A 21,513-nucleotide genomic window follows, 5' to 3' on the forward strand; every position below is an offset into this window, starting at 1 on the left:
TTAATTTCTTAATCCGACGATTGGGGATATTTTGAAAGCCCTCACAAACGGGTAAAATGAGATGAGCAATGTTAGAATGAAAACCACCAGCATTTGTTCCAGAAACACCCCTACATCCCAGGCAAAGAACATATAGGGCTCAAAACCGATGTTTTTCATCCATTCGCCTGCCTGCCCGCTGATAGGGACGGGGTGGTTTGCGAACCAGCCAATGACCGGGAGAGAGCCGATAAATCCGGCAACTACGCCCATAACTCCCATCCAGAGAATCTCCAGCAGCAGCATTAGTGCCAGTTTGGAACGGTACATTCCCACGGCTACCATTACGCTGAGTTCATGCTGACGTTCGGCCATCAGCATGACTACCGTGCCCAGAATGCCAAATCCGATGATCAGGTAAAGGATTAATTTCATAATTAAAGCGGTTGCCCGGTCACTTTCGATTTGCTGAAGGATGGCCGGAAACATCTCCTGCCAGGTGCGTAAAATCTGATCTTGCTCCAGATTTTTTTTGATCTCAGGAATGGCTTTATCGATAGATTTTTGTGATTTTCCCACCAATGCCAGGGATGTCACACGGTTGGAAGCCTGAAAGAAATATCTTGCTTCGTCAAGGGGAAGATATATCAGTTGTCGGTTGAGTTCGGGGTTTGGGTGGCTGAACAAACCGGCGACCGGATATTTCCCGAATGCGCTCACTCCGTGTAGCCCCTGGCTGATCATGACCAGTGTGTCCCCGGGCGAAATGCCCAGATTTTCTGCCAGTTCTTTACCTGCCAGCAATCGGGACGGACCATCGAAATAAGTTCCCTCAACTATTTTGTCTGAGAGTCCGGTCATCTGATCTTCCTGATCCGGATTGACTCCCAGAACCAGAATCCCTTCAGTTTGATTGCCCGACGATGCCAGAGCGAAACTTTCCAATCGAGGTACCACCATATTGATGCCTTCTGTGTTGTTCAGTCTTTTTACCAGCGAGTCGGACGCAATAAATGAATTGTTGATGGATTGATTGTCGGGATAGTCCTTTTGCTGAATCTGGGCATGTCCGGCATAGAAGCGTGCCACATTTTCAATCATTTTTTGATAGGAGCCTTCCTGCATTGATCCCATAAGGGCCGAAAAGATAACCCCGAAAAAAATGGACGAGACAGTAATCAGCGTTCGTTTCCTGTTGCGCCAAAGATTACGCCAGGCAATTTTGACAATGCTTTTAAATCCGCCTGATGATATATGGGTGGTCATGGTGTGTTTTTTTGTTGCCTAATGTTTTTTAAACCTTAAGAGCTGCAAGCTAAGAGTTATCAGCTACCAGCATCTTTATCGCATCTGTTTCATGTTCTGAATAGAAAAGAAACTTTCTTCCATATTGGCACCAAAATTTATTTTCTCAAATTTCATGATGGTCTTGTGTCCTTCCTCGTTTGCCGGAATTACCGTATAACGGGTAGGGATGGTACGGTCTCCCACATCTTCTATTTCATCCAGAATCTCTTCATTCACCAATTCATGCGCTTCATCGTAATATTCGTTGCGTAGATTCAGATAATCTTTTGTTGAAATCCAGGTAATTACCTTTCCCCAAACGACGGGAGCTTCCTCGTGGGGAATCATTTCAATGACATAACACTCCCGGTCGCGCAACGTTTCTGTTCGCAGTATTTTATGGTCATAATCTTTTACAATAGAAGCGGCATTCACCAGGTCGTCGTTGGTCAGGTCGGAGCCCATCCATGATTGCATCATCATGCTGGGTGGAATTTTTATCATCCGGTCGATGGCCGGCACATAATTCCACATTTCCCGACTTCGTTTGAGAAATCGTTGTCCTTTTTCCCGTTGCGGGAAGGTGATGTAAATCAATGAATAATTATCTCCTTTGGCCCATGCATTGAAGCGAAGTGTCCGTGACCAGGAGGGGCGTATAATTTGCATTTCCATTTCCGCATAACTGCTTTCCCCCCGCAGAAGATTATCTGCTTTTTCAACAATTTCTTTCGCAGTTGGCTGCTGAGCGTGAATCGAAAAAACGGACAGAAAACCAATGGTGAAAAGCAGAAGTATTTTTTGCCGGGTCTTTTTTTGTGTATTCATTCTTTTCATGTTATGGGTTATTTGTTTTGAATCTGAGTTAGGAGCTGACATTCCGGTTCATTCTTCCCTGATAGTAATTGATGATTTTTCCTTCTATCTGGTCAATGGGGAAATTTTTCGGATCTATTGCATAATGAATTCCAATTCCATCCAGCATGGCCAGGAAAAAACGTACCTCAGCATACCCATCGGGAATTCCTTCTTTTTGAAAAAATGTTGCCAGTTTTTCCATGTATGGGGACATTTGTTGCATTATTTCGGCTTTGAAAAGGTCAAAAACCGCCGGTTGTGACACCATGGAGAAATAGAGACTTAAAAACTGGGGGTTGTCTACAATCCATTTTCTGCTTTTGTGAATGACCCCAAAGAACTCATCCTGTGTCACGATGCCGTCATGGTTTGGGTCTATCATATCTGCCAGTTCCATTAAAGTTTCAAAAACCAGTGAGCGCAAAAGATGCTCTTTGCTTTCGAAATAATTAAAAAGCGTTCCTTTAGCAATGCCTGCTGCTTTGGCTATTTCTGCTGTTGTGGTGGTATGATAACCTTTGGTGGCAAAAAGTGCCAGTGATTTCTCCAGGATCTCTGTGCGCCTGGTAGTTTTGTTGTTTCGTTTTCCCATTTTTTATAAATGATTTGACTGACCGGTCAGTCAAATGTAATAATCTATTTTCTGTTTGTCAAGAAAACTGATCCTGTGGTCCATTAACTTCGTCGATTTTCGATTCATAAGTTTTCGGAATGAGATGTTCAAATGCTAATAAATGTTTGCAATTGCAAAGAGCATGGATGTGGGAAATAATCAATTATTTTCAAATCCATTTCATTGGGGACGGATTTATTCCGCCGATAGTTGAGTATCGGAATAAATTATTGCCTTTAGTTTAAAATTACGTGTGTTTTTCGAGCTTGCTTTGGGCGCGGCCTTCGCAATGAACGCGACTTTGCAGGTTGGAGGGCAGGAAAAAACAATGCCCGAAACGACGGTTTTCCGTTTCGGGCATTGCGGTTAAAAAAAGGAAATAGAAAAGGATTCAATCATTCGGTGTTCAGTTTATTTCAAATTTACTGTCATCTATTCCTTTGTTCACAGCAATTTCTTTTACTTCAACGTCAAACGACTGGGGACCAACCTTCTGTTTCATGGACATGGGGAAAAGTATTCCGTTCACATCAGTGTAGTTGTCGAAAGTAGTGGAAACCGCTCCCTGAGGTGTCTCAGAAACTTCTTTGTACTTCAGGCCGTCTTCCACACCATAGAACGCGGTTGTCGAGGTACCGGATGGTTTTGAAACAATCACTTTGTAAGTCTCTTTGCCGTTAACCTCTTCCACCCCTTCAAGTTTGAGTTCTGTGCCATCTTTTGAAAACATCAGTTCAGGGAAAATAGTGGCACTTTCCTGCATCTTTTTCAACATCTCGCCCTCCAGATTTTGTTCTCCCATTGGCGTTTTCATTTTCCCTTGATCGCCATTGAGAACCTGCATGGAGACAACATTTCCATTCATGGAAGTGGACTGATAAAATTTACCGGGTTTTTTTTGCAACATTTCGATGCTGATGCCCATTCCCTGAACAGACATGGTCATTGTCATCTTCAGGTCGTTTACCGACGCTAATTTTTCGCTGCCTCCGATGGCCTGAATGTAATCAGCAAGGATTCCGGTTGCCGACACATTTGCATCAGCAGCTTTTTTCTCCACCACATTCCCGTAATAGTTGTATTGAGTTACTTTCTGTGAGGGACTGAAAGCTTTCATTTTGTCTGTAATGTCGGAGGCATTGCCTACAGCCAGGATAACAGCATTTTCCGGTTTTAAATATTTTTGAGCTGCATTGAGCACGTCTTCTTTGGTTACTTCAGCAATTCTTTGGAGGTAGGTCTCATAGTAATCCTTAGGTAAATCGTATCGTTCAATGTTCAGCGCAAAACGAGCCACCGTTTGGGGATCTTCCAAGGCACGTCCAAAGGTTCCGGTTATGGAATTTTTCACGAGTTGCAACTCCTCATCAGAAACAGGTTCGGTTCGGATGCGTTTCATTTCATCGAGAATCTCTGTCAGTGCACTGTCGGTAACCGAAGTTCTTACCTGGGCACTGGCCTTGAAAGAGCCCACTCTTTCGTCAGAGTTCAGGCTGGAACCGGCACCATAGGTGTAAGCCTTGTCTTCACGGAGGTTTTGGAAAAGACGGGCATTGAAGGATCCACCACCCAGAATACTGTTCATGACCTGCGCACGCGGAATATCAGGATGTCCGGGAGTCAGATTTACTTCATGGGCTACCACAATGGTAGATTGATTGGCTCCTTCTTTATTGGAAATGGCAACCACCGGTTCTTTCTTTGCCTCAGGATAGGGGAAGATGTTCTGAGGAACAGCGGCCTTTTCCCAATCACCAAAGTATTTTTTGGTCTGTTTTTTTGCTTCTTTAGCATTGATGTCGCCAACAATCACAAGGTAGGCGGTGTTGGGTCTGAAATAGCTTTTGTAATAGTTGCGGCAGTCTTCAGCACTTATGTTGTCGAGGGTTTCTTCCGAAACGATTTCCCCGTAAGGATCGTTCTGTCCGTAAATAAGCTTCCCAGCTATGTTTTGAGCAATAACGGAAGGCTCTTCCTTGTTGGCCTGAATGCCCGTTTTGTACTGGGTAATTTGTTTTTTTAGCTCATCTTCCGGAAATGAAGGGTTCAGCAGAATGTCTGACATAATATCCAGTAATTCGTCACTGTGTTTCGTCAGAGAACTGGCATAAATGCCTTTTTTCCCGGTTGAGAGGGTTGCGCCAATGAAATCCACAGCTTCGTCAATTTCAGCCTTGGTTCTGTTGGAAGTACCACTGCGGAGCATGCTCCCGGCAAGCTCGATGTATCCTGCCAGATTTCCTTCTGCAGGCAGGGTTACATCCAGAGAGAGAGAGTAGGAAACCACCGGAACTTTGTTGTTTTCCACCACAATGACCGTGAGTCCGTTGGGGAGGGTAAATTTGTCATAGTCTCCGATTTGTACTTCCGGGGCCGGGCCCGGCGAAGGAGGGGTTGAACGGTCAAGTTGGGCACTAACGATGCCAGTTACCAGAGTCAGTAGGGTAATTATAGAGAATATTCGCTTCATTTTATTATGTGTTTTTGAGTTTTGTCAACATTTTCAAGAGGTTCAAAAGGCTTTTCTGAAACTCGAATCCTGTTGAGCAGGTTATTGTTGGTTTTTGGGCAGATAGAACAACACTACCCTGTTGTCTTTGGTGAAATATTTTTGAGCTGCCCGTTGAATATCTTCCCGGGTAACAGCCAGATAATTATCAATTTCGGTGTTGATTAGGTCAGCATTGCCAAAGAATGTATGATATCTTGCCAGGTTATTGGCTCTGGTGGCGATGCGTGTGTTACCGGTAACAAAGTCACTTTCTATCTGGTTTTTGAGTTTTTGAAACTCTTTTTCGCCGATGAGGTTGTTTTTTACTTCCTCGATCTCTGTCTCCATTGCGGTTTCCAGGACTTTAAGGTCTTTGCCCATATTGGGAAAGGCCATAACAATGTTCACACTGGGATCTCGGAAAGGTAGCGGAAAGGAGTTGATCTGAAGAGCAATTTGCTGGTTGTCCACCAGTGCTTTTTTCAAACGAGAGCTTTCGCCGTCAGAGAGCAGGGTGTTCAGCATTTCCAGCGCATAGTAATCGGGAGTATTCAAAGCCGGGGTCCGATAAGCATGAATAAGCAGAGGCAATTGAATATTGTCAAAAATAGTATCCCGAACTTCGCCGCCAAGCGGAGGCTCAACGATGTCTGGTCTGTAAATCTCTTTTTCTCCTGCCGGGATAGAGCCAAAGTATTTTTCCACTTTAGCTTTTGCATCTTCGGTATTTATGTCACCTGCAATGACCAGCACTGCATTGTTGGGCACATAGAATTCATCATAGAATGACCGAAACTCTTCGTCTTTTGCAGCCCGGATGTGGTCAGGGTCTCCAATGGTTGTCCATCTGTAAGGATGTTCTTTAAAGGCCCGTTTCATGGTTTCGGTAAGCAATGAGCCATAAGGCGTGTTGTCGTACCGTTGTTTTTTCTCTTCGATGACGACCCCTTTTTGTGTCTGAATACCCATACTGTCCACTTTGGCGTGGAGCATTCTTTCCGATTCGAGCCAAAGCCCCATTTCCAGTTGGTTGGAGGGCATTATTTCATAATAATACGTGCGGTCAGCGGTGGTGTTTGCATTAAGCGTGCCACCCGCTTTTTCAACATATTTGGAATATTCACCTCTGGGAATGTTTTCGGTTCCTTCAAACATCAAATGTTCAAAGAAGTGTGCGAATCCTGTGCGGTCGGGTTGTTCGTTTTTGGAGCCCACATGATACATAACGGAAACTGCCACGATAGGCGTAGAGTTGTCCTGATGCAGAATTACATGCAGCCCATTGTCGAGCTGATACTCCGTGAATTCAATTTCTCCCTGCCCGGCAAATGCCAGGTTGCCCGTCAGGATTAGGGCGAACAGGGTTAGCAAGGTTTTCTTCATTTTTGTCATACTTTAAATTATTTATTTTTAAGGGTTTGGTGCGATGAAACGAGCATGAATTTTGAAGTGTTAAAGTATCAAAAGAGCATGAACAAAAATGGCTATCGCCGATCTTCAATTCATCATGAGTTTCATTCGGCCAATTAATTAACCATATGTTGTATGAATGAATGTTCAGGTGCAAATAGCAGCTGAAAGATAGTTTTAAATTCGTATTTTTTAAAAGGTTTTTCTTTCAAATTGCAGGCCAAAAAATTTAAGCGGGTGATTTTTAGCAGGTAGTAAGAATGCTTTTATTTCTGCCATTCGCTTGATTCGCACGCTGGTGAACACTTCGGTGTTCGTTTTCGTACAGGCTGAAGCCTCTTCAAAAAATGACTTTATTTTCTACCTTTGCACAAGTATAAAAAAAGCGCACGGTTTTTGAAGATGGTTTTGATGAATTGCGGCAGTTTTATGCCTAAAATTAATGATTTTACACATGAAGTTTTTATCAGGCTTATCGGCTCTTTGTTTAATAGTTTTGCTGCTTTCGCCCGGATGTGAGGGAGAAGAAGCATGTCTTTCCAATCAGCATGCGGTTCAGGCTCGTCTTTACTCTGCCTGGTCATCATCAGATAAGGACAGTGTTCTGGAGAATGTTTCTTTAATCGGGATGGACATGGACGACAGTATATACCGTGAACAGAAACTATCAGAACTTTTTATGCCGTTGAATTTTGACAACGATACATCTGTTTTTGTTTTGGGTGTATCCGAAACGCTGAAAGACACATTATCGGTGGTTTACAGCAAAGAGCTTGATTTTATCTCTCGTGATTGCGGATATATTTTCACTTTCGAATTAGATACTATTCTGCACTCAAGGTCGTTTATTGATTCGGTTTCAATTGCTTATCCAACTGTAAAATATGGTGAATCAACAGCAAATATTAAACTTTATATTTATTAGCTTTTTTTTGTTTCCCGGCCTGGTACTGGGGCAGAGTTCCAAAAAAGCTGATGATCTCATTGAAAAACAACAGGTTCAGGGCATTACTTTGGGGATAAACCTTGAGGGCCCCATCGGACGTTTTTTTGATACCGACAGGTCGGCCTTCTCTGCTGTTACACATATCAATTTGTCCCCCGGGTGGTTTTTCAGGGGAGAGGCAGGATTTGAGAATCTGGTTTTTTCAGATGAGAATTCAGAAGAGCGTAACTTCAGATATGAAAGCAACGGCTCCTTTGTGAAAGCAGGCTTGCTTTATGATTTCTTTTCTGTGGATGAGGTTGGAAATAACGACAATATTTTTGTGGGACTTAATTATGGATTTGCTTTCCAGGAACACCGCTCAGGTGGTTATACCATTGAAAATGATTATTGGGGTGATTTTCATGGTTCCGAATCGGCTTACCTGATGAATACACATTGGCTTGAAGTATCTGCCGGTCCACGAACAGAGCTTTTTAAGAATTTCTATATGGGATGGACCGTTAATTTGAAGGTGAAAATTCTTCAGGATAATGCACGAGAACTTCAGCCCTATTCTGTGCCCGGATTTGGCAATGGGGATAATACGGTGAATGTCGGGTTCTCTTATGTTTTGGAATACATGATTCCCTGGAAAAAATAACTCCCTTTAAACGGAGAACGATGGTCCAAATTTTCTTTAATCTTGTCACAGTCTGTAGAAAATAAAAAATGAAGAAGATAGCTGTTTTTTGTGCTTCCAGCCCTAAAGTTCCTGAAGTTTATTTCGATGCTGCCAGGCGTGTATCTGCTGCTTTGGTGCAGTCCGGATTTGGAATTATCTATGGTGGGGGAGCAATTGGTCTGATGGGAGTCGTTGCTGATGAGGCACTGAAACATCATGGAGTGGTTACCGGAATTATTCCTCGCTTCATGGTAGATGTGGAATGGGAGCATAAGGATGTGGAGGATATGATTCATGTGGAAACCATGCATAAACGGAAAGAGTTGATGGTACAGGGAAGTTCAGGAATTTTGGCCTTGCCCGGGGGTACCGGAACTTTGGAAGAGTTGTTTGAGGTGATGTCGCTTAAGAAGCTGGGACAATACCCACATCCCATAGTTGTCCTGAACACCAATGGCTATTACGATGGAATGCTGCAACAAACACAAAAAATGGTGGAGGAACAATTTATGCGTCCCATCCATAATGAGATGTGGACTATTGTAGAACGTCCCGAAGAGGTGGTTGCTGCCATAAGGAGTGCTTCTCCCTGGGATGAGGATGCCATCCGGTTTGCAGGAGTTTAAAATAGACTATAATTAAAATATTCCCATTACTTTTAAGATTCCACAACGAACGGAATTTTACCCTTGGGGTGAATAACTATAATCCCGGTTTTGATTGGTTAAAACCTGATGGAGCAATGAGTTCCTAGCAGGGTTTTTTGTAACGTAAGTGGCGGTGCTTATGTAGAAGCTAAAACGGCATGTTCTTCCTTTGTGAGAAAAAAACGACAAAGAGTAGTTTTTATGCAAAAAAAATATATTTTTGTTAATGTAATTTAACAGAAAAGTATATGACCCGCCCCATTCTTTCTATCCTGTTCTCCGATTCAGTAAGGGGTTTATAATTTCCTTTTATTAATTTCCTTATAAAAATTACTGGTTCATATTTTTTTATTCACGTCGAATCCTCTTGACTGTTATGTTTGAGGGGGTATTGTATAATGGTTTGGCTAGTAGCGGCTTGCCGTTGGCGATAGAAGTTTTATTTTACAAATCTATATTTTAAATTATGAAACATTTAGTTATTTTTTTGATGTTGTTTTTCAGCATTTCTTCTGTTCTTTTTGGACAACTTGAAGAGAAAATGAAAAAAGAGGGTGTTGTAAAAGGCACGATAATTAAAAATGGGAAAGCCACTGATGGTTTCATCAAGATTCTCGGAAAGACTTATCATGATGATAAGTGGTACCCTGCACCATGGGAATTTCAATCAAAAATTAAGTTTATCCCAACCAAGACCTTTGAAAATACCGAAAAGGTAAAGAATAAACACTTCGAGAAATACGATGCAAAGGATATTGACGGATATACCTATGATTCGCTGGTTTATGAGTCCGTGAAATATGCCGATATGTCCGCTGTAGGGATGAATATGCTTCCCAAAAAGATGTTTATGCGTAGAATCGCAGACGATAAAATATCATTGTATGTGCACTTTTATGAAATGCCTGATGTAATGGTGTATGAGGGAAATGAATATGTGGAACTGCTCGAGGAGAATGCAAAACCAAATCTTGTGTATAAAATTGGCAAAAACGGAAAACTTAAGCTTGTCAATAATTTGAACATTGAGAAAGAGCTTTCTGATTGTCCTCAGATTGTTGAGAAACAAAAGAAAGGGGAATACAAAGTGGTCGGAAAGGACGGAGAAGAGGCTTCAGGTTTGAAAAAAGTACTTAACAACTCAGTTTTTAGAGAAGATGTGCGCTTGCAGGCCATTCAGGATTACAATGAAAATTGCAATTAAGAAATTCTTCAGAAAAAAAGATGAAAAGTGAAGCTGTCTAAAAAGTTACTGTATTTTATATACTGAATATGTTGAAAAAATGAAAATCACTAACAGAGAGGTTTTTCACCATGTTCTAAAAAATAAAAGACTCGTGATTTGTGACTTTTTGGACAGTTTCAGTATTCCAGGAGATGGCATTTTAAAAATAGTAAGAGCGTGAGGTTTCTCACTTTTTTACTATTCTGATATTCTGTGTTCTAAAACTTTCTCTAATCGTTCTTATAGCCTCGTCGGCCGTCCATAACTTCATGTCCTAAATTGTTGGAAAAACGACGTTCATAATCAAAAAAATACTGACTGTTTCCTCCAGGTGTGATTTTGTTTTCACCATACTTATGGTTTATGGAATTGATAAAGGTTTCGAACTGATCACTTTCCATAAAGGAGGAAGCCAATTCTGCTTTGATGCCGGTTGGGATTTTGGCTGCTCTTACCCACTTGCCTGCTACTTAGTGTTTGTCTATAAAGTCCAACTTCTGCGTTGTTGCTCAAAATCTAAATCCTCAAATACATTAGTATTCTGCGGTTTAGATTTTTCACACGCCTTGAATTTGAACTTTCTATCTCAAACACGTGAAAAGCGCTTAGTTTATGAACAGACTCTACTTAGTGCCCGTCTATAAAGTCGGGAAAGTTTGTAAAAATTCATGTGTCTGGTCAGAAAGTGACAGTTGCAAGGCTTGCGAAGCCGCCAAAAACGGAGTTTACTTGGGTAAATGAGTATTTTGGCGGCAAGCGTAACGAAGCAAATGGTACTTTATGGACAGATACTACTTATGGCTGATTCATGGCCATCAGAAGTTCTATGGCGGCTTCCCTGTTTTTCTTATTTTTGGGCACTACCCACATAATTTGGTTGCCTCAGATGTAATAATCCACGGGTTTTGTTCCAGGTTATTCTGACGGCATCATATTTTTCACTTTTCAGTTGTTTTACAGTCCACTGATCCAGTTTTTGCCCTCCACGGTCGTTGCCCACCAGTTCCTCCGGAAAAACCATAATAATGTTTTTGTCCTGATGGAGAAAGTTGTGCTCCCGGACAAATTCGCGGATGAATTTTTCCCTGTCACCTTGTCCCGGCCATTTCTTTGATATTTTTTATCAGCTGGATATTGCTCTGATGAAATGCAATTATTAGATGTGAGTAATTCTTTAGCAATCAGCAGGTCCTGGTTTCTTGTCCTGAGGTTGCGAAAACAAATGATTGTGTGAAATATTTCCATCTGTGATGACAGGAATATCCTTTAAAATGTTATATTTTTGCATATTAACCCATTTACAGATGATGCCAAACAAGATTCCCGTGTTTCAGCAAGACTTTCAAAATGAAGACAGTACTGTGATTTTGTCGCAGCCTTCAATCGATGTACCCGAGCGCATCGAACTGAAGGTTGAACGGCCGTCAATTCAGTTGCTGCAGGAGGAGGAAGCACCTGCTCCAAAGCGCAAAGTTCGTGCTGAGCAACCGATAACTTCAGCGGAGAATGAATCATTGGAAGACGCCGGGCCTCAAATGGTCTATACCGGACCGGATACTCTGGACGCTGTGTTGTTAACTGATTGGCAGGCTTCAGGCTTTACAGGACATCTGTGGTTTTCAGAAAGTTATAATAGCATTTGTCTCGTGCCGTCTGATTATTTCCAAAATGAACCGGGCGATGGAGATTTGGACATGAATGTCCCGAAAGCTCACAATAATGGAGAAGGTGCGGGGCCTTCCCCTGTGGCTGATTCATCCGTAATTGTTCAAAAAGCCCTGAATAAGCTGGAAACTTCGGAGATTCAGGATCCCATTCCTGTCAATGTACACCATCGGAAGGAGCCCCTTTTGGGGCAAAACTGGTTCATGGTATTGATTGTTGTACTGGTAGCCCTCACGGGAGTTATCAGGTTTAAATGGCACAAATATTTATCTGATGTTTTTAGCGCTGTTTTTTTTAAGAATATTGCGGGGAAATTGCAGAACGGCAGCGGAGGGAGCCAGGCTGTCGCCTCTTTTGGGCTGGAAGTTTTATTCTATGCCAATTTTTCGTTGTTGTTTTTTGAATCCCTCCGGCTCTCGGGGCGTACCTTTTTTGACCTTTCGGGCTGGAAATTGCTTTTGCCCTTGTTTGGATTTCTGATAGTCATATTTACCCTTAAATTTATTGTATACCGATTTGTGGGATGGGTTTTCCGGGTTCAGGAAGCTACTTCAACGTATCTTTTTCAATCCTCCGTAATGAGCAAAGCATTTGGATTGGTTTTGATGCCTTTGGTGGTTGTTTTTCCATTTCTGGAGCCTGAAGCGCGTCATTGGATCCCTTCTATTGGATTTTCTATCTTTATTTTATTGTATGTAGTTCAGGTAGGCCGCGGAATTGTGGCAAATTTAAGGGGTGGGCTTTCAGGTTATTACATATTTTTGTACCTTTGTGCCCTGGAAATTTTACCCTTGTCAATACTGATTAAAGTGCTGTTTTATTGACTTAAAGAGTGTAATGGTTTCTGGTTTTGTTGAACTAAAACTTAAGCAAATTGAAGATCAAAAAAATCCTGGTTTCGCAGCCTAAGCCGTCAACACCAAAATCCCCTTACTTTGACCTGTCGGAAAAGAACAATGTGAAGATTGATTTTAGGCCGTTCATTCAGGTTGAAGGGGTCTCTTCTAAAGAATTCAGACAACAGAAAATTAATATTCTGGATCATACCGCGGTGGTTTTTACCAGCAGAACTGCGATTGACCATTTTTTCCGGATCTGTGAAGAAACCCGGGTTACGGTGCCCGATGACATGAAGTATTTTTGTATTTCAGAAGCTACCGCTTTCTATCTCCAAAAATACATTGTTTACAGAAAACGGAAGATTTTTCATTCCACAGGAAAATTTCCCGATTTGGTGGAAGTTATCAAAAAACATAAGCAGGAGAAGTTTCTGGTACCTCTTTCGGATATTCATAAACCCGAGATTCCTAATCTGCTGACTAAAGCTAAAATAAAATATACCAAGGCCATCCTTTACCGGACGGTTAGCAGCGATTTGAGTGATCTTAAGGACATTAATTATGATGTTTTGGTATTTTTCAGTCCTTCAGGAATAAAGTCTCTGATGCAAAACTTTCCTGACTTTGAACAGAAAGATACGCTCATTGCCTCTTTTGGGCCGGCTACTGCCAAGGCGGTGAAGGAGGCTGGCCTCCGGCTGGACATTCAGGCTCCTATGCCCCAGGCTCCATCTATGACTGCTGCGCTTGAGATGTACATCAAAAAGCATAACAAGAAGTAACAACGATATTTGAATAAATAAAGCACTCCTTGCCCGGGTCTGGGAAGGAGTGTTTTTTGTATATGCAATATGTGGATCAGACAAAGTAACTAAGGTAATTTTGTCTGTTGAATTTATGAACTGTCAGTAGGACATGAAGCAAGGGAAATTCACTTTTGGAAAATCGGAGAAGCTTTGTAGCCGGAAGTTTATTGACAAACTTTTCGACAGTGGAGAAGCTTTTATGGCTTTTCCGCTAAGAGTGCAGTATTTGTTTGATGTACTTCCGGAGGAAGTCGAGGCTCAGGCGATGTTTTCGGCTTCCAAGAGGCGGTTCAAAAGGGCCGTTAAACGAAACCTGCTGAAGCGTCGGATGCGTGAAGCTTATCGCCTGAACAAAGAACCCTTGCTTGCTGTTTTGAAAGAGAAAAACATTCAGACAGGGGTGGCTTTTTTGTTTGTTTCAAAAGAAGAGTTGGATTATCATGCTATCGAAAAGGCAATGAAGAAGGCCATTCAGAAATTGATCAATGAGGTTGAGACAAGATGAAGATACTTCAAAAAATTTATGAAGGCTTTAAGAAGGTTCTGGTTTTTTTGCTGATTATTCCTGTCCGCATCTATCAGTGGGTGATATCACCCATGATCGGACCTTCGTGTCGTTATACTCCTACTTGTTCGGTTTATTCAGTTCAGGCACTTAAGAAACACGGGCCTTTCAAAGGACTCTGGCTGTCCATTAAGCGAATTTTATCCTGTAATCCATGGGGCGGCAGTGGACATGACCCGGTACCTTAGGTGGTTATAATTGCCAGAATTCGTTTTTATTCATAAACTCCGAAGTAACCAAGGTTCCCACATTTTTACTCAGGCCTTTGAGGGTGAGTGCCTGAACCATCCATTTCTCACGTCTTTGGTCGGCAAGCACAGGTGGGGGAGCAAAGCCGAAACTTTCGGCTTCGGGAACGAATCCAAGTTTTTTATAGTGTTCCGGATCTCCGAAAACAAAAACCATCTCTGTCCCCATTTGTTTTAGTTTTTTTATTCCCTCTTCCATCAGTAATTTATCGACTTCTGAGTTCCTGTATTCCGGAATTACGGCTAATGGCGCAAGAATGCTTACATGGTCGGACTGGTGCCAGCCTTCCACTTTAGCACTGGCGAAAATGGCATAACCTACAGCGTTGTGATTGTCAAAAGCCAGGAATGAAATGACTGGTTGTGCCGAATGATCTTTAATCAGGCTGGCCGTTAAATTGGCTTTTTCATCCGAGCCAAAAGCGGCCTTATCTACAAAGAGAATGTGTTTCAGATCTGCATCTTTTGCCTGCAATATTTTAATTTCCTGTTCTTTCATGTCGGCTGTTTTTAAGGATTAAGAAGATTTATGTCATCCTTGTTTTTTAAGCACAACAAATCTTCGGGCGGTATCGTTCAAAAATTATATCTTTACCCATAAATCCCGAAAATCCGTGAAAGTTTTACACATCAATAAAAGCGACCATACGGGGGGCGCTGCAGTTGCTGCAGTGAGGCTCCTGGATGTTTTGCACCATTATGGTTCCGATGTGCGTATGTTGGTATTGGAAGGATCCGGACGACACGAAAAGGTGGAGGTATTGGCACAATCACGAATATCCCGGATTTTGGAGAAAATAAAGTTTCTTGGGGAGGTCCTTTCCTTTATTCCATTTGAAAAAAACCGGCAAAACCGATTCTCTTTTTCACGGAGTCGTTTTGGGTTTGATATTAGTCGTCATCCTCTGGTTCGTGAGGCTGATGTTATTCATTTGCACTGGGTTAATCAGGGTTTTTTATCACTCAAAGGTCTGCGGAAGCTAATAGCACTTGGAAAACCGGTGGTCTGGACGCTGCACGATACCTGGCCATTTACCGGAGGTTGTCATTATCCCGGGACGTGCGGAGGTTTTTCGTCAACCTGTGGGCAATGTCCCATGCTTAAATCCCCTGCTCCGGATGATTTGTCTGCCCGTCAGCACGAGGTCAAGGAGAAAATGTATAAAAATGCTGCCATTACTTTTGTCGGTTGTAGCCGCTGGATGCAGCAGATGGCAGCCGGTAGTTCCCTTGTTCGCAAAGATCTGAAGCATGAAGTGATGCAGATTTTTAATCCCGTTGACACCCGGCTTTTTACACCGGGTGAAAAAAATGATGTACGGCAAAAACTGGGTTTACCCGGGGGAAAGAAATTGTTGCTTTTTGGTGCTGCAAATGTTGCTGACCCCAGGAAGGGCATCGGGTTTTTATTGAGAGCATTGAATTATATAGCACAAAAAGAGCCGGAACTGAAAGAGCAACTTGAGCTGATGGTTTTCGGAAAAAATGTGGAACTGCTGGGTGATAAGCTGCCATTTAAGCTCCATTCTTTTGACATTGTAAGCAGCGAAGCGGAGATGGCCCGGTTGTATCAGGCGGCTGATTTGTTTGTGTTGCCGTCGATGCAGGATAACCTGCCCAATACGGTGGTAGAATCCATGTCTTGCGGAACTCCGGTAGTGGCTTTTCATATTGGGGGAGTTCCGGAAATGATTCAGCATAAGAAAACAGGATTTCTGGCTGCTCCTGGAAAGTCTAAAGAGTTGGCCGTGGGAATTCTTTCGGTTTTGGAGGATCATGAGGAACAAGGGCGGAATGCAAGGATTTTTGCTGAAGAAAACTTCGCTCCCGGAGTAATCGCCCATCAATACGATGAGCTTTACAAGGTGGTAACAGGACAAGCTTCCACAAATTTTTAACGAATGCACAAGCCTAAAATAAGTATAATTACCGTTGTTTTTAATGATGCAGATAATCTTTCATCCACCATTTCAGGAATCAGGAGGTTAACTTATCCAAATCTGGAGTATGTAATTGTGGATGGAGGAAGTACTGATGATACGGTAGCAGTTATCAGAGAAAATGAAGCATTGGCAGACCGTTGGATCAGTGAACCTGACAGAGGGCTGTACGATGCCATGAACAAGGGGATGCAGCTGGCAACAGGCGATTATTTCTGGTTTGTAAATGCCGGAGACGAACCTGCATCGGCCGATGTACTGGATGGTCTTTTTGAAGAGGAAGTTCCCGCGGATGTGTATTACGGAGAAACATTGATGATTCATCCTGACGGACGTGAGATTGGGTTGCGTCGTTTGTCGCCTCCGGAAGAGCTCAATTGGCGCCATTTCAGGCGCGGCATGTTGGTGAGTCACCAGGCGTTCATTGCATCACGCAAAGTGGCCGGAAAGTATGATTTAAGGTATAAATTCTCTGCAGACTTTGACTGGTGTCTTCAGGCTCTTCGAAAGGCATCAGAAATCCGAAATACGCATACAGTGTTATGCCGTTTCAGAGAGGGAGGCCTGACCAGGCAGAATATTGTGCCCGGATTGAAGGAGCGGTTCCGGATAATGGTCAGGAATTACGGACTTCTTTCAACCATTCTTTCTCATTTTGTAATTGCACCCAGGTTTTTTTGGTTTTGGGCCGTGAACAAACGCTTCTGAGAATTTTTGATTATTCCGGACGTTCCTTTTCGGATGGGCGGTAAATATAAACCACTCCGTAGTCAGATGCTTTTTTTCTTTTCTGCTCAGAATCCAGGTCGTTAAAGGTTGCTTCCACTTCATTCCAGATTTTCACAATGAGTTGGTCAGCTGTTTCTCTCTCCTGGGTAACCTTTTCATGCAATTTCTGTGAGGTTTTGAGCAGATCTTTATGGAAGTCGTAGTTTTCCTGAAACTTTTCGAAACGCATTTTTACCATGGCAATGGTGGGGTTAAACACCCGAGACCCGCCCTGGCTCATGCGTTTGTCCTCTCCCTGAATGACTTTTTTGCCCCATTCCAGTAGTTGTTGTTCGGTATTGATATCAGGGATGGCCTTTGTATCGCGATCTAAGGCGTAAAAGTCTCTGACGTTGGGTTTTAACTCCCCCCGGGTAATGGCCATGTTCACCACCTGCAAGAAATGTGACAGGTACATTCGGGATAATTTAAAGTGCTCAGAGAGTGATTTGCCGAATTTGGACTGGCGGTCGCGACTGAACTGATATTGCTGAATTGCCTGTTCATATTGCGGCACAAAAGCTTTGATATCGAAAAGCAGCTTTTGAGAAAAGGCGAGTTCCATGGGAGGGAGCTGAGCCCCTTTGCTTTGGGCTGTTTTTAATGCCCTGAGGCGGGCCTGGTCAGTATTCGGGAGTCGTCTGTATGGCATGGTCTCTCTTTTTGCTGCGCCATGAAGTTAAAAAAAAGATTTTCTACTTACAAGACTTATAGATATTTAAGAAAAAACCCGCTTTCGACTGATTGGTAGAAATCATCGAAAGCGGGTTGAAAAATGTGCTTATATGAATTAGTCCTGAAGCTTGGCTTTCAGGAATTCACGGTTCAGACGGGCGATGTTTGCCAGCGAGATACCTTTGGGGCATTCCACTTCACAGGCACCTGTATTGGTACAGTTACCAAATCCCAATTCGTCCATTTTAGCCACCATGTTTTTAGCACGGCGGGTCGCTTCTACGCGTCCCTGGGGCAGCAATGCCATTTGGCTTACCTTGGCCGAAACGAACAACATGGCAGAGCCGTTTTTACAAGCGGCCACACAGGCACCACAGCCGATACATGAGGCAGCATCCATAGCTTCGTCAGCCTCGGGTTTTGGAATTGGAATGGCATTCGCATCCGGAATACCTCCTGTATTTACTGAAACATATCCACCGGCTGCAATAATCTGGTCGAATGCGGTACGGTCCACGATGAGATCTTTAATTACCGGGAAACCAGCGGAGCGCCAGGGCTCAATAGTAATGGTCTGTCCATCCTTGAATTTACGCATGTGCAGCTGACAAGTGGTGACATCATCATCGGGCCCGTGCGGACGTCCGTTGATGTAAAGTGAGCACATACCGCAGATTCCTTCACGGCAGTCGTGGTCAAAAGCCACAGGTTCTTCTCCTTTGTTAATCAGTTGCTCGTTTAGGATGTCAAGCATCTCAAGAAAGGAGCTGTCTGTAGAAATATTGCTGAGCTCATAAGTTTCGAACCGGCCTTTGGCTTTGGGGCCGGCTTGACGCCAAACTTTGAGTTTGATATTTATTGAATTTTCCATGATTGATACTTCTTTTTTAATTAACACCCTGTTTACTTGTAGTTACGCTGAACCAGTTTCACTACTTCAAACTTCAACTCTTCTTTGTGAAGTTCGGGCTTCTGATCCTCCCCTTTGAAGAGCCAGCAGCCGGTGTATGTAAATTTGTCGTCCTGACGCAGTGCTTCACCCTCTTCGGTCTGATACTCTTCACGGAAGTGACCTCCGCAGGACTCTTCACGGTGCAGTGCATCACGTGCCATCAGGTCACCAATTTCGATGAAGTCGGCCAGACGGGCAGCTTTTTCAAGCTCTACGTTCATGTCTTCTTCTGAGCCGGGGATGCGAACATTGCTCCAGAACTCTTTTTTGATACCCTGAATCTTTTCGATGGCCTGTTCCAGGCCTTCTTTGTTACGTGCCATACCCACGAAGTCCCACATCACAAGGCCCAGCTCTTTGTGGATGCTGTCCACTGAGCGGTTACCCTTGATGTCCATCAGTTTTTCGAAATGGCTTTTCGCTGCTTTTTCAGCTTCTTCAAACTCTTTCTCTTCGGTGGTCATGCGGGGCGTGGCAATATCGTCTGCCAGATAATTCTGAACCGTATAAGGCAAAACAAAATATCCGTCGGCCAGTCCCTGCATCAATGCTGATGCTCCCAACCGGTTTGCACCGTGGTCGGAGAAGTTGGCTTCACCAGCCGAAAACAATCCGGGAACAGTGGTTTGCAGTTCATAATCTACCCAGATACCGCCCATGGTGTAGTGGATTGCCGGATAAATCATCATAGGTGTTTCGTATGGATTGTCGTCCACAATCTTTTCGTACATCTGGAAAAGGTTTCCGTAACGGGCCTCAATGGCATCGCGTCCCAGACGTTCGATGGACGATTTAAAGTCGAGATAAACAGCCAGACCGGTGGTTCCTACTCCGTAACCTGCATCGCAGCGCTCTTTGGCAGCACGTGAGGCAACGTCGCGGGGAACGAGGTTTCCGAAAGCCGGATAACGACGCTCCAGATAGTAGTCACGATCTTCCTCAGCTATTTCGGTAGGCTTGAGTTTTCCTGCACGGATGGCTTCAGCATCTTCTTTCTTCTTGGGCACCCAGATACGTCCGTCGTTACGAAGTGATTCGGACATCAGCGTAAGCTTACTCTGGAACTCTCCGTGAACGGGGATACAGGTTGGGTGAATCTGTGCGAAACAGGGGTTGGCAAACATAGCGCCTTTCTTGTAAGCTTTCCAGGCTGCCGAGCCGTTGGATCCCATGGCGTTGGTAGAAAGGAAGAAGGTGTTTCCGTATCCTCCGGTGGCCAGTACAACGGCATGTCCGAAGTGACGCTCCAGCTTACCGGTAACCAGGTTACGAGAAATAATACCGCGGGCCTTGCCGTCCACCATTACAATTTCCACCATTTCGTTGCGGGTGTGTAATTTTACACTTCCGGCATTTACCTGACGCATAAGTGCCTGGTAGGCGCCGAGCAACAGCTGCTGACCGGTTTGTCCTTTTGCATAGAAAGTACGGCTTACCTGAGCGCCACCGAAAGATCGGTTGTCGAGCAATCCACCGTATTCGCGGGCAAAAGGAACACCTTGTGCCACACACTGGTCGATGATGCTGTTGCTTACTTCGGCCAGACGGTGTACGTTGGCTTCACGGGCACGGTAGTCACCCCCTTTTACTGTATCATAAAACAAACGGTAGATGGAGTCACCGTCATTGGGATAGTTTTTTGCAGCATTGATACCACCCTGTGCAGCGATAGAGTGTGCTCGGCGTGGTGAATCCTGAATGGTGAAGACTTTTACATTGAAGCCCATTTCACCGAATGAAGCAGCTGCAGAAGCACCTGCAAGACCGGTACCAACAACAATGATGTCCAGTTTTCTTTTGTTTGCGGGGTTAACCAGTTTCTGGTTAGCTTTATAGTTTTCCCATTTCTGAGCTATTGGCCCTTCGGGAATCTTTGCATCTAATTTTACCATAATCTCTCTGGTTTAAACATTTTAGCCTTGATAGAACAAATACTGTAGTATCGGAATGATGGAGAATCCAAAACCGATAAGAATCGCGAAAAGATTACCTAATACGGTCAGTCGTTTTCTCCAGATCTGGTTGCTGAAACCAATGGTCTGAAATGCTGACCAGAAACCATGTGACAGGTGGATGGCCAGGCCTACAGCAGCAACTACATAAACAATTACAATCCAGAGGTAGCTGAATGTATGATTTACCAAAGCATAAGCATTTTCGACTTCGGTTTCAACTCCGCCAATGGAAATGGCGGTGTGCTCCAGTAAAGGATCGCCGGTAAGTTTCATTTTTACCCAAAAGTGAGCGATGTGCAATACCAGAAATGCACCTACGGTAATCCCTAAAACAAGCATGTTTTGAGATGCCCAGGTAACTCCGGTGGTCTTTTTGCCGGATGCATAGCGTGCCGATCCGCGTGCTTTGCGGTTTTCCAGGGTGAGTTTAACACCATACAAAATGTGAACCAGAAAGCCGATGGCCAGCAATGGCTCAATGACTCTGATGGCAGGTGTTGTCGCCATAAAATGTGCGCCGGCATTGAAAAATTCACCCCCGTCAGGGATTAAAAGAAACGAGTTCACGGTTAGGTGAACCAGCAGGAACATAATCAGAAAAAGTCCTGAAAGGCTCATCAGCAACTTCTTCCCAATCGAAGAACCAAGTGTACTGCTCATAAAATCATTATTTTTAAGTTGTATCTCGATATTTATTCTACCCCTTTGGGATTTTAGAACCGCAAAGGTAGATGCTACGATTTTTATTCGCTAAGAAAATTAAAGAAATTGTTCTTTATTTATAACTAATCTAATTTGCAGCGCAGAATAACTCCTCCGGGTGAAACACTATTTTACATCTTTAAGGTAATTGTTTACACTTTGGAAGTTCTTGAAGGAATCTTAGTGTAAAGATAGGATAAAAAATGTGTTTTTTGAAAACTTCATGTTGGTTTATTTCCGGTGGTTTTAACTTCTTTTTGTGGACGTATCTTTATTGA

The 21,513-nt window shown here is 43.4% G+C and carries 22 protein-coding genes; 10 read left to right on the plus strand and 12 right to left on the minus strand.

The window, feature by feature from the left end:
- The 5 genes from W7W_RS0102575 to W7W_RS0102595 form a co-directional block, all read right to left on the minus strand.
- Positions 1–1,245, minus strand: a complete 1,245-nt coding sequence (locus W7W_RS0102575) for an ABC transporter permease (RefSeq protein WP_010662299.1) — start codon at positions 1,243–1,245, stop codon at positions 1–3.
- Positions 1,246–1,320: 75 nt separating this feature from the next.
- Entirely contained in the window at positions 1,321–2,094 is a 774-nt protein-coding gene (locus W7W_RS0102580) for an outer membrane lipoprotein-sorting protein (protein ID WP_029510254.1), read from the minus strand.
- A 37-nt stretch (positions 2,095–2,131) separates the two neighbouring features.
- On the minus strand, positions 2,132–2,716 hold the full coding sequence (locus tag W7W_RS0102585; RefSeq protein WP_010662301.1) for a TetR/AcrR family transcriptional regulator: 585 nt from the start codon (positions 2,714–2,716) through the stop codon (positions 2,132–2,134).
- A gap of 427 nt (positions 2,717–3,143) precedes the next feature.
- Positions 3,144–5,207 carry a M16 family metallopeptidase gene (locus W7W_RS0102590; protein ID WP_010662302.1) on the minus strand — a complete coding sequence of 688 codons (2,064 nt, stop codon included), beginning with the start codon at positions 5,205–5,207 and terminating at the stop codon, positions 3,144–3,146.
- A gap of 81 nt (positions 5,208–5,288) precedes the next feature.
- Entirely contained in the window at positions 5,289–6,611 is a 1,323-nt protein-coding gene (locus W7W_RS0102595) for a M16 family metallopeptidase (protein ID WP_234408323.1), read from the minus strand.
- A 481-nt stretch (positions 6,612–7,092) separates the two neighbouring features.
- On the opposite strand from W7W_RS0102595, the gene W7W_RS0102600 reads away from it, so the two are divergent.
- From W7W_RS0102600 to W7W_RS0102615, 4 genes are all read left to right on the plus strand, one after another.
- A complete protein-coding gene (locus W7W_RS0102600) occupies positions 7,093–7,563 on the plus strand; it encodes a DUF6452 family protein (RefSeq protein ID WP_025006664.1) in 471 nt (156 codons plus the stop codon).
- A complete protein-coding gene (locus tag W7W_RS0102605; RefSeq protein ID WP_010662305.1) occupies positions 7,523–8,227 on the plus strand; it encodes a DUF6048 family protein in 705 nt (234 codons plus the stop codon). Before W7W_RS0102600 ends, W7W_RS0102605 begins: the two co-directional genes overlap by 41 nt.
- Positions 8,228–8,295: 68 nt before the next feature.
- On the plus strand, positions 8,296–8,874 hold the full coding sequence (locus tag W7W_RS0102610) for an LOG family protein (RefSeq protein ID WP_010662306.1): 579 nt from the start codon (positions 8,296–8,298) through the stop codon (positions 8,872–8,874).
- Positions 8,875–9,361: 487 nt separating this feature from the next.
- Positions 9,362–10,099 (plus strand): hypothetical protein, encoded by a 738-nt coding sequence (locus W7W_RS0102615; RefSeq protein WP_010662307.1) that lies wholly within the window; start codon positions 9,362–9,364, stop codon positions 10,097–10,099.
- Positions 10,100–10,350: 251 nt separating this feature from the next.
- On the opposite strand, the gene W7W_RS23410 is transcribed toward W7W_RS0102615, so the two are convergent.
- The gene (locus tag W7W_RS23410) at positions 10,351–10,521 is read right to left on the minus strand and encodes a hypothetical protein (protein WP_157202428.1); all 171 of its coding nucleotides are present in this window, start codon (positions 10,519–10,521) and stop codon (positions 10,351–10,353) included.
- 446 nt (positions 10,522–10,967) lie between these two features.
- Positions 10,968–11,141 (minus strand): hypothetical protein, encoded by a 174-nt coding sequence (locus W7W_RS23415; protein ID WP_157202429.1) that lies wholly within the window; start codon positions 11,139–11,141, stop codon positions 10,968–10,970.
- 283 nt (positions 11,142–11,424) lie between these two features.
- On the opposite strand from W7W_RS23415, the gene W7W_RS21545 reads away from it, so the two are divergent.
- From W7W_RS21545 to yidD, 4 genes are all read left to right on the plus strand, one after another.
- On the plus strand, positions 11,425–12,609 hold the full coding sequence (locus W7W_RS21545) for a DUF4271 domain-containing protein (protein WP_157202430.1): 1,185 nt from the start codon (positions 11,425–11,427) through the stop codon (positions 12,607–12,609).
- 50 nt (positions 12,610–12,659) lie between these two features.
- Positions 12,660–13,406, plus strand: a complete 747-nt coding sequence (locus W7W_RS0102645; RefSeq protein ID WP_010662309.1) for a uroporphyrinogen-III synthase — start codon at positions 12,660–12,662, stop codon at positions 13,404–13,406.
- Positions 13,407–13,539: 133 nt separating this feature from the next.
- Positions 13,540–13,935, plus strand: a complete 396-nt coding sequence (locus W7W_RS0102650) for a ribonuclease P protein component (RefSeq protein ID WP_010662310.1) — start codon at positions 13,540–13,542, stop codon at positions 13,933–13,935.
- Positions 13,932–14,183, plus strand: coding sequence for a membrane protein insertion efficiency factor YidD (gene yidD, locus W7W_RS0102655; protein ID WP_010662311.1), 252 nt, complete (start codon positions 13,932–13,934; stop codon positions 14,181–14,183). Before W7W_RS0102650 ends, yidD begins: the two co-directional genes overlap by 4 nt.
- A gap of 4 nt (positions 14,184–14,187) precedes the next feature.
- On the opposite strand, the gene W7W_RS0102660 is transcribed toward yidD, so the two are convergent.
- Positions 14,188–14,742, minus strand: coding sequence for a GNAT family N-acetyltransferase (locus tag W7W_RS0102660; RefSeq protein ID WP_010662312.1), 555 nt, complete (start codon positions 14,740–14,742; stop codon positions 14,188–14,190).
- 115 nt (positions 14,743–14,857) lie between these two features.
- Here W7W_RS0102660 and W7W_RS0102665 point away from each other — a divergent pair, with 115 nt between their 5' ends.
- Together W7W_RS0102665 and W7W_RS0102670 are read left to right on the plus strand one after the other, a co-directional pair.
- Positions 14,858–16,141 carry a glycosyltransferase family 4 protein gene (locus W7W_RS0102665; protein ID WP_010662313.1) on the plus strand — a complete coding sequence of 428 codons (1,284 nt, stop codon included), beginning with the start codon at positions 14,858–14,860 and terminating at the stop codon, positions 16,139–16,141.
- 3 nt (positions 16,142–16,144) lie between these two features.
- The gene (locus tag W7W_RS0102670; protein ID WP_010662314.1) at positions 16,145–16,891 is read left to right on the plus strand and encodes a glycosyltransferase family 2 protein; all 747 of its coding nucleotides are present in this window, start codon (positions 16,145–16,147) and stop codon (positions 16,889–16,891) included.
- A gap of 10 nt (positions 16,892–16,901) precedes the next feature.
- On the opposite strand, the gene W7W_RS0102675 is transcribed toward W7W_RS0102670, so the two are convergent.
- The 4 genes from W7W_RS0102675 to W7W_RS0102690 all read right to left on the minus strand — a co-directional run bounded on the left by W7W_RS0102675 (position 16,902) and on the right by W7W_RS0102690 (position 21,193).
- Entirely contained in the window at positions 16,902–17,603 is a 702-nt protein-coding gene (locus W7W_RS0102675) for a hypothetical protein (RefSeq protein ID WP_010662315.1), read from the minus strand.
- A gap of 138 nt (positions 17,604–17,741) precedes the next feature.
- Positions 17,742–18,497: a succinate dehydrogenase/fumarate reductase iron-sulfur subunit gene (locus W7W_RS0102680; RefSeq protein ID WP_010662316.1), complete on the minus strand. Its 756-nt coding sequence runs from the start codon at positions 18,495–18,497 to the stop codon at positions 17,742–17,744.
- A 32-nt stretch (positions 18,498–18,529) separates the two neighbouring features.
- Entirely contained in the window at positions 18,530–20,470 is a 1,941-nt protein-coding gene (locus W7W_RS0102685; protein WP_010662317.1) for a fumarate reductase/succinate dehydrogenase flavoprotein subunit, read from the minus strand.
- A gap of 21 nt (positions 20,471–20,491) precedes the next feature.
- Positions 20,492–21,193: a succinate dehydrogenase cytochrome b subunit gene (locus tag W7W_RS0102690; protein ID WP_010662318.1), complete on the minus strand. Its 702-nt coding sequence runs from the start codon at positions 21,191–21,193 to the stop codon at positions 20,492–20,494.
- Between the last annotated feature and the right edge of the window lie 320 nt (positions 21,194–21,513).

It is taken from the genome of Marinilabilia salmonicolor JCM 21150 (genome assembly GCF_000259075.1).
Taxonomy (GTDB): Bacteria; Bacteroidota; Bacteroidia; order Bacteroidales; family Marinilabiliaceae; genus Marinilabilia; species Marinilabilia salmonicolor.

Bases quoted from the DNA above. Each gene is read 5' to 3' on its own strand.
- W7W_RS0102575 (WP_010662299.1), bottom strand. From the start codon at position 1,245: ATGACCACCCATATATCATCAGGCGGATTTAAAAGCATTGTCAAAATT.
- W7W_RS0102580 (WP_029510254.1), bottom strand. From the start codon at position 2,094: ATGAATACACAAAAAAAGACCCGGCAAAAAATACTTCTGCTTTTCACC.
- W7W_RS0102585 (WP_010662301.1), bottom strand. From the start codon at position 2,716: ATGGGAAAACGAAACAACAAAACTACCAGGCGCACAGAGATCCTGGAG.
- W7W_RS0102590 (WP_010662302.1), bottom strand. From the start codon at position 5,207: ATGAAGCGAATATTCTCTATAATTACCCTACTGACTCTGGTAACTGGC.
- W7W_RS0102595 (WP_234408323.1), bottom strand. From the start codon at position 6,611: ATGAAGAAAACCTTGCTAACCCTGTTCGCCCTAATCCTGACGGGCAAC.
- W7W_RS0102600 (WP_025006664.1), top strand. From the start codon at position 7,093: ATGAAGTTTTTATCAGGCTTATCGGCTCTTTGTTTAATAGTTTTGCTG.
- W7W_RS0102605 (WP_010662305.1), top strand. From the start codon at position 7,523: ATGGTGAATCAACAGCAAATATTAAACTTTATATTTATTAGCTTTTTT.
- W7W_RS0102610 (WP_010662306.1), top strand. From the start codon at position 8,296: ATGAAGAAGATAGCTGTTTTTTGTGCTTCCAGCCCTAAAGTTCCTGAA.
- W7W_RS0102615 (WP_010662307.1), top strand. From the start codon at position 9,362: ATGAAACATTTAGTTATTTTTTTGATGTTGTTTTTCAGCATTTCTTCT.
- W7W_RS23410 (WP_157202428.1), bottom strand. From the start codon at position 10,521: ATGGAAAGTGATCAGTTCGAAACCTTTATCAATTCCATAAACCATAAG.
- W7W_RS23415 (WP_157202429.1), bottom strand. From the start codon at position 11,141: ATGGTTTTTCCGGAGGAACTGGTGGGCAACGACCGTGGAGGGCAAAAA.
- W7W_RS21545 (WP_157202430.1), top strand. From the start codon at position 11,425: ATGATGCCAAACAAGATTCCCGTGTTTCAGCAAGACTTTCAAAATGAA.
- W7W_RS0102650 (WP_010662310.1), top strand. From the start codon at position 13,540: ATGAAGCAAGGGAAATTCACTTTTGGAAAATCGGAGAAGCTTTGTAGC.
- yidD (WP_010662311.1), top strand. From the start codon at position 13,932: ATGAAGATACTTCAAAAAATTTATGAAGGCTTTAAGAAGGTTCTGGTT.
- W7W_RS0102660 (WP_010662312.1), bottom strand. From the start codon at position 14,742: ATGAAAGAACAGGAAATTAAAATATTGCAGGCAAAAGATGCAGATCTG.
- W7W_RS0102670 (WP_010662314.1), top strand. From the start codon at position 16,145: ATGCACAAGCCTAAAATAAGTATAATTACCGTTGTTTTTAATGATGCA.
- W7W_RS0102675 (WP_010662315.1), bottom strand. From the start codon at position 17,603: ATGCCATACAGACGACTCCCGAATACTGACCAGGCCCGCCTCAGGGCA.
- W7W_RS0102680 (WP_010662316.1), bottom strand. From the start codon at position 18,497: ATGGAAAATTCAATAAATATCAAACTCAAAGTTTGGCGTCAAGCCGGC.
- W7W_RS0102685 (WP_010662317.1), bottom strand. From the start codon at position 20,470: ATGGTAAAATTAGATGCAAAGATTCCCGAAGGGCCAATAGCTCAGAAA.
- W7W_RS0102690 (WP_010662318.1), bottom strand. From the start codon at position 21,193: ATGAGCAGTACACTTGGTTCTTCGATTGGGAAGAAGTTGCTGATGAGC.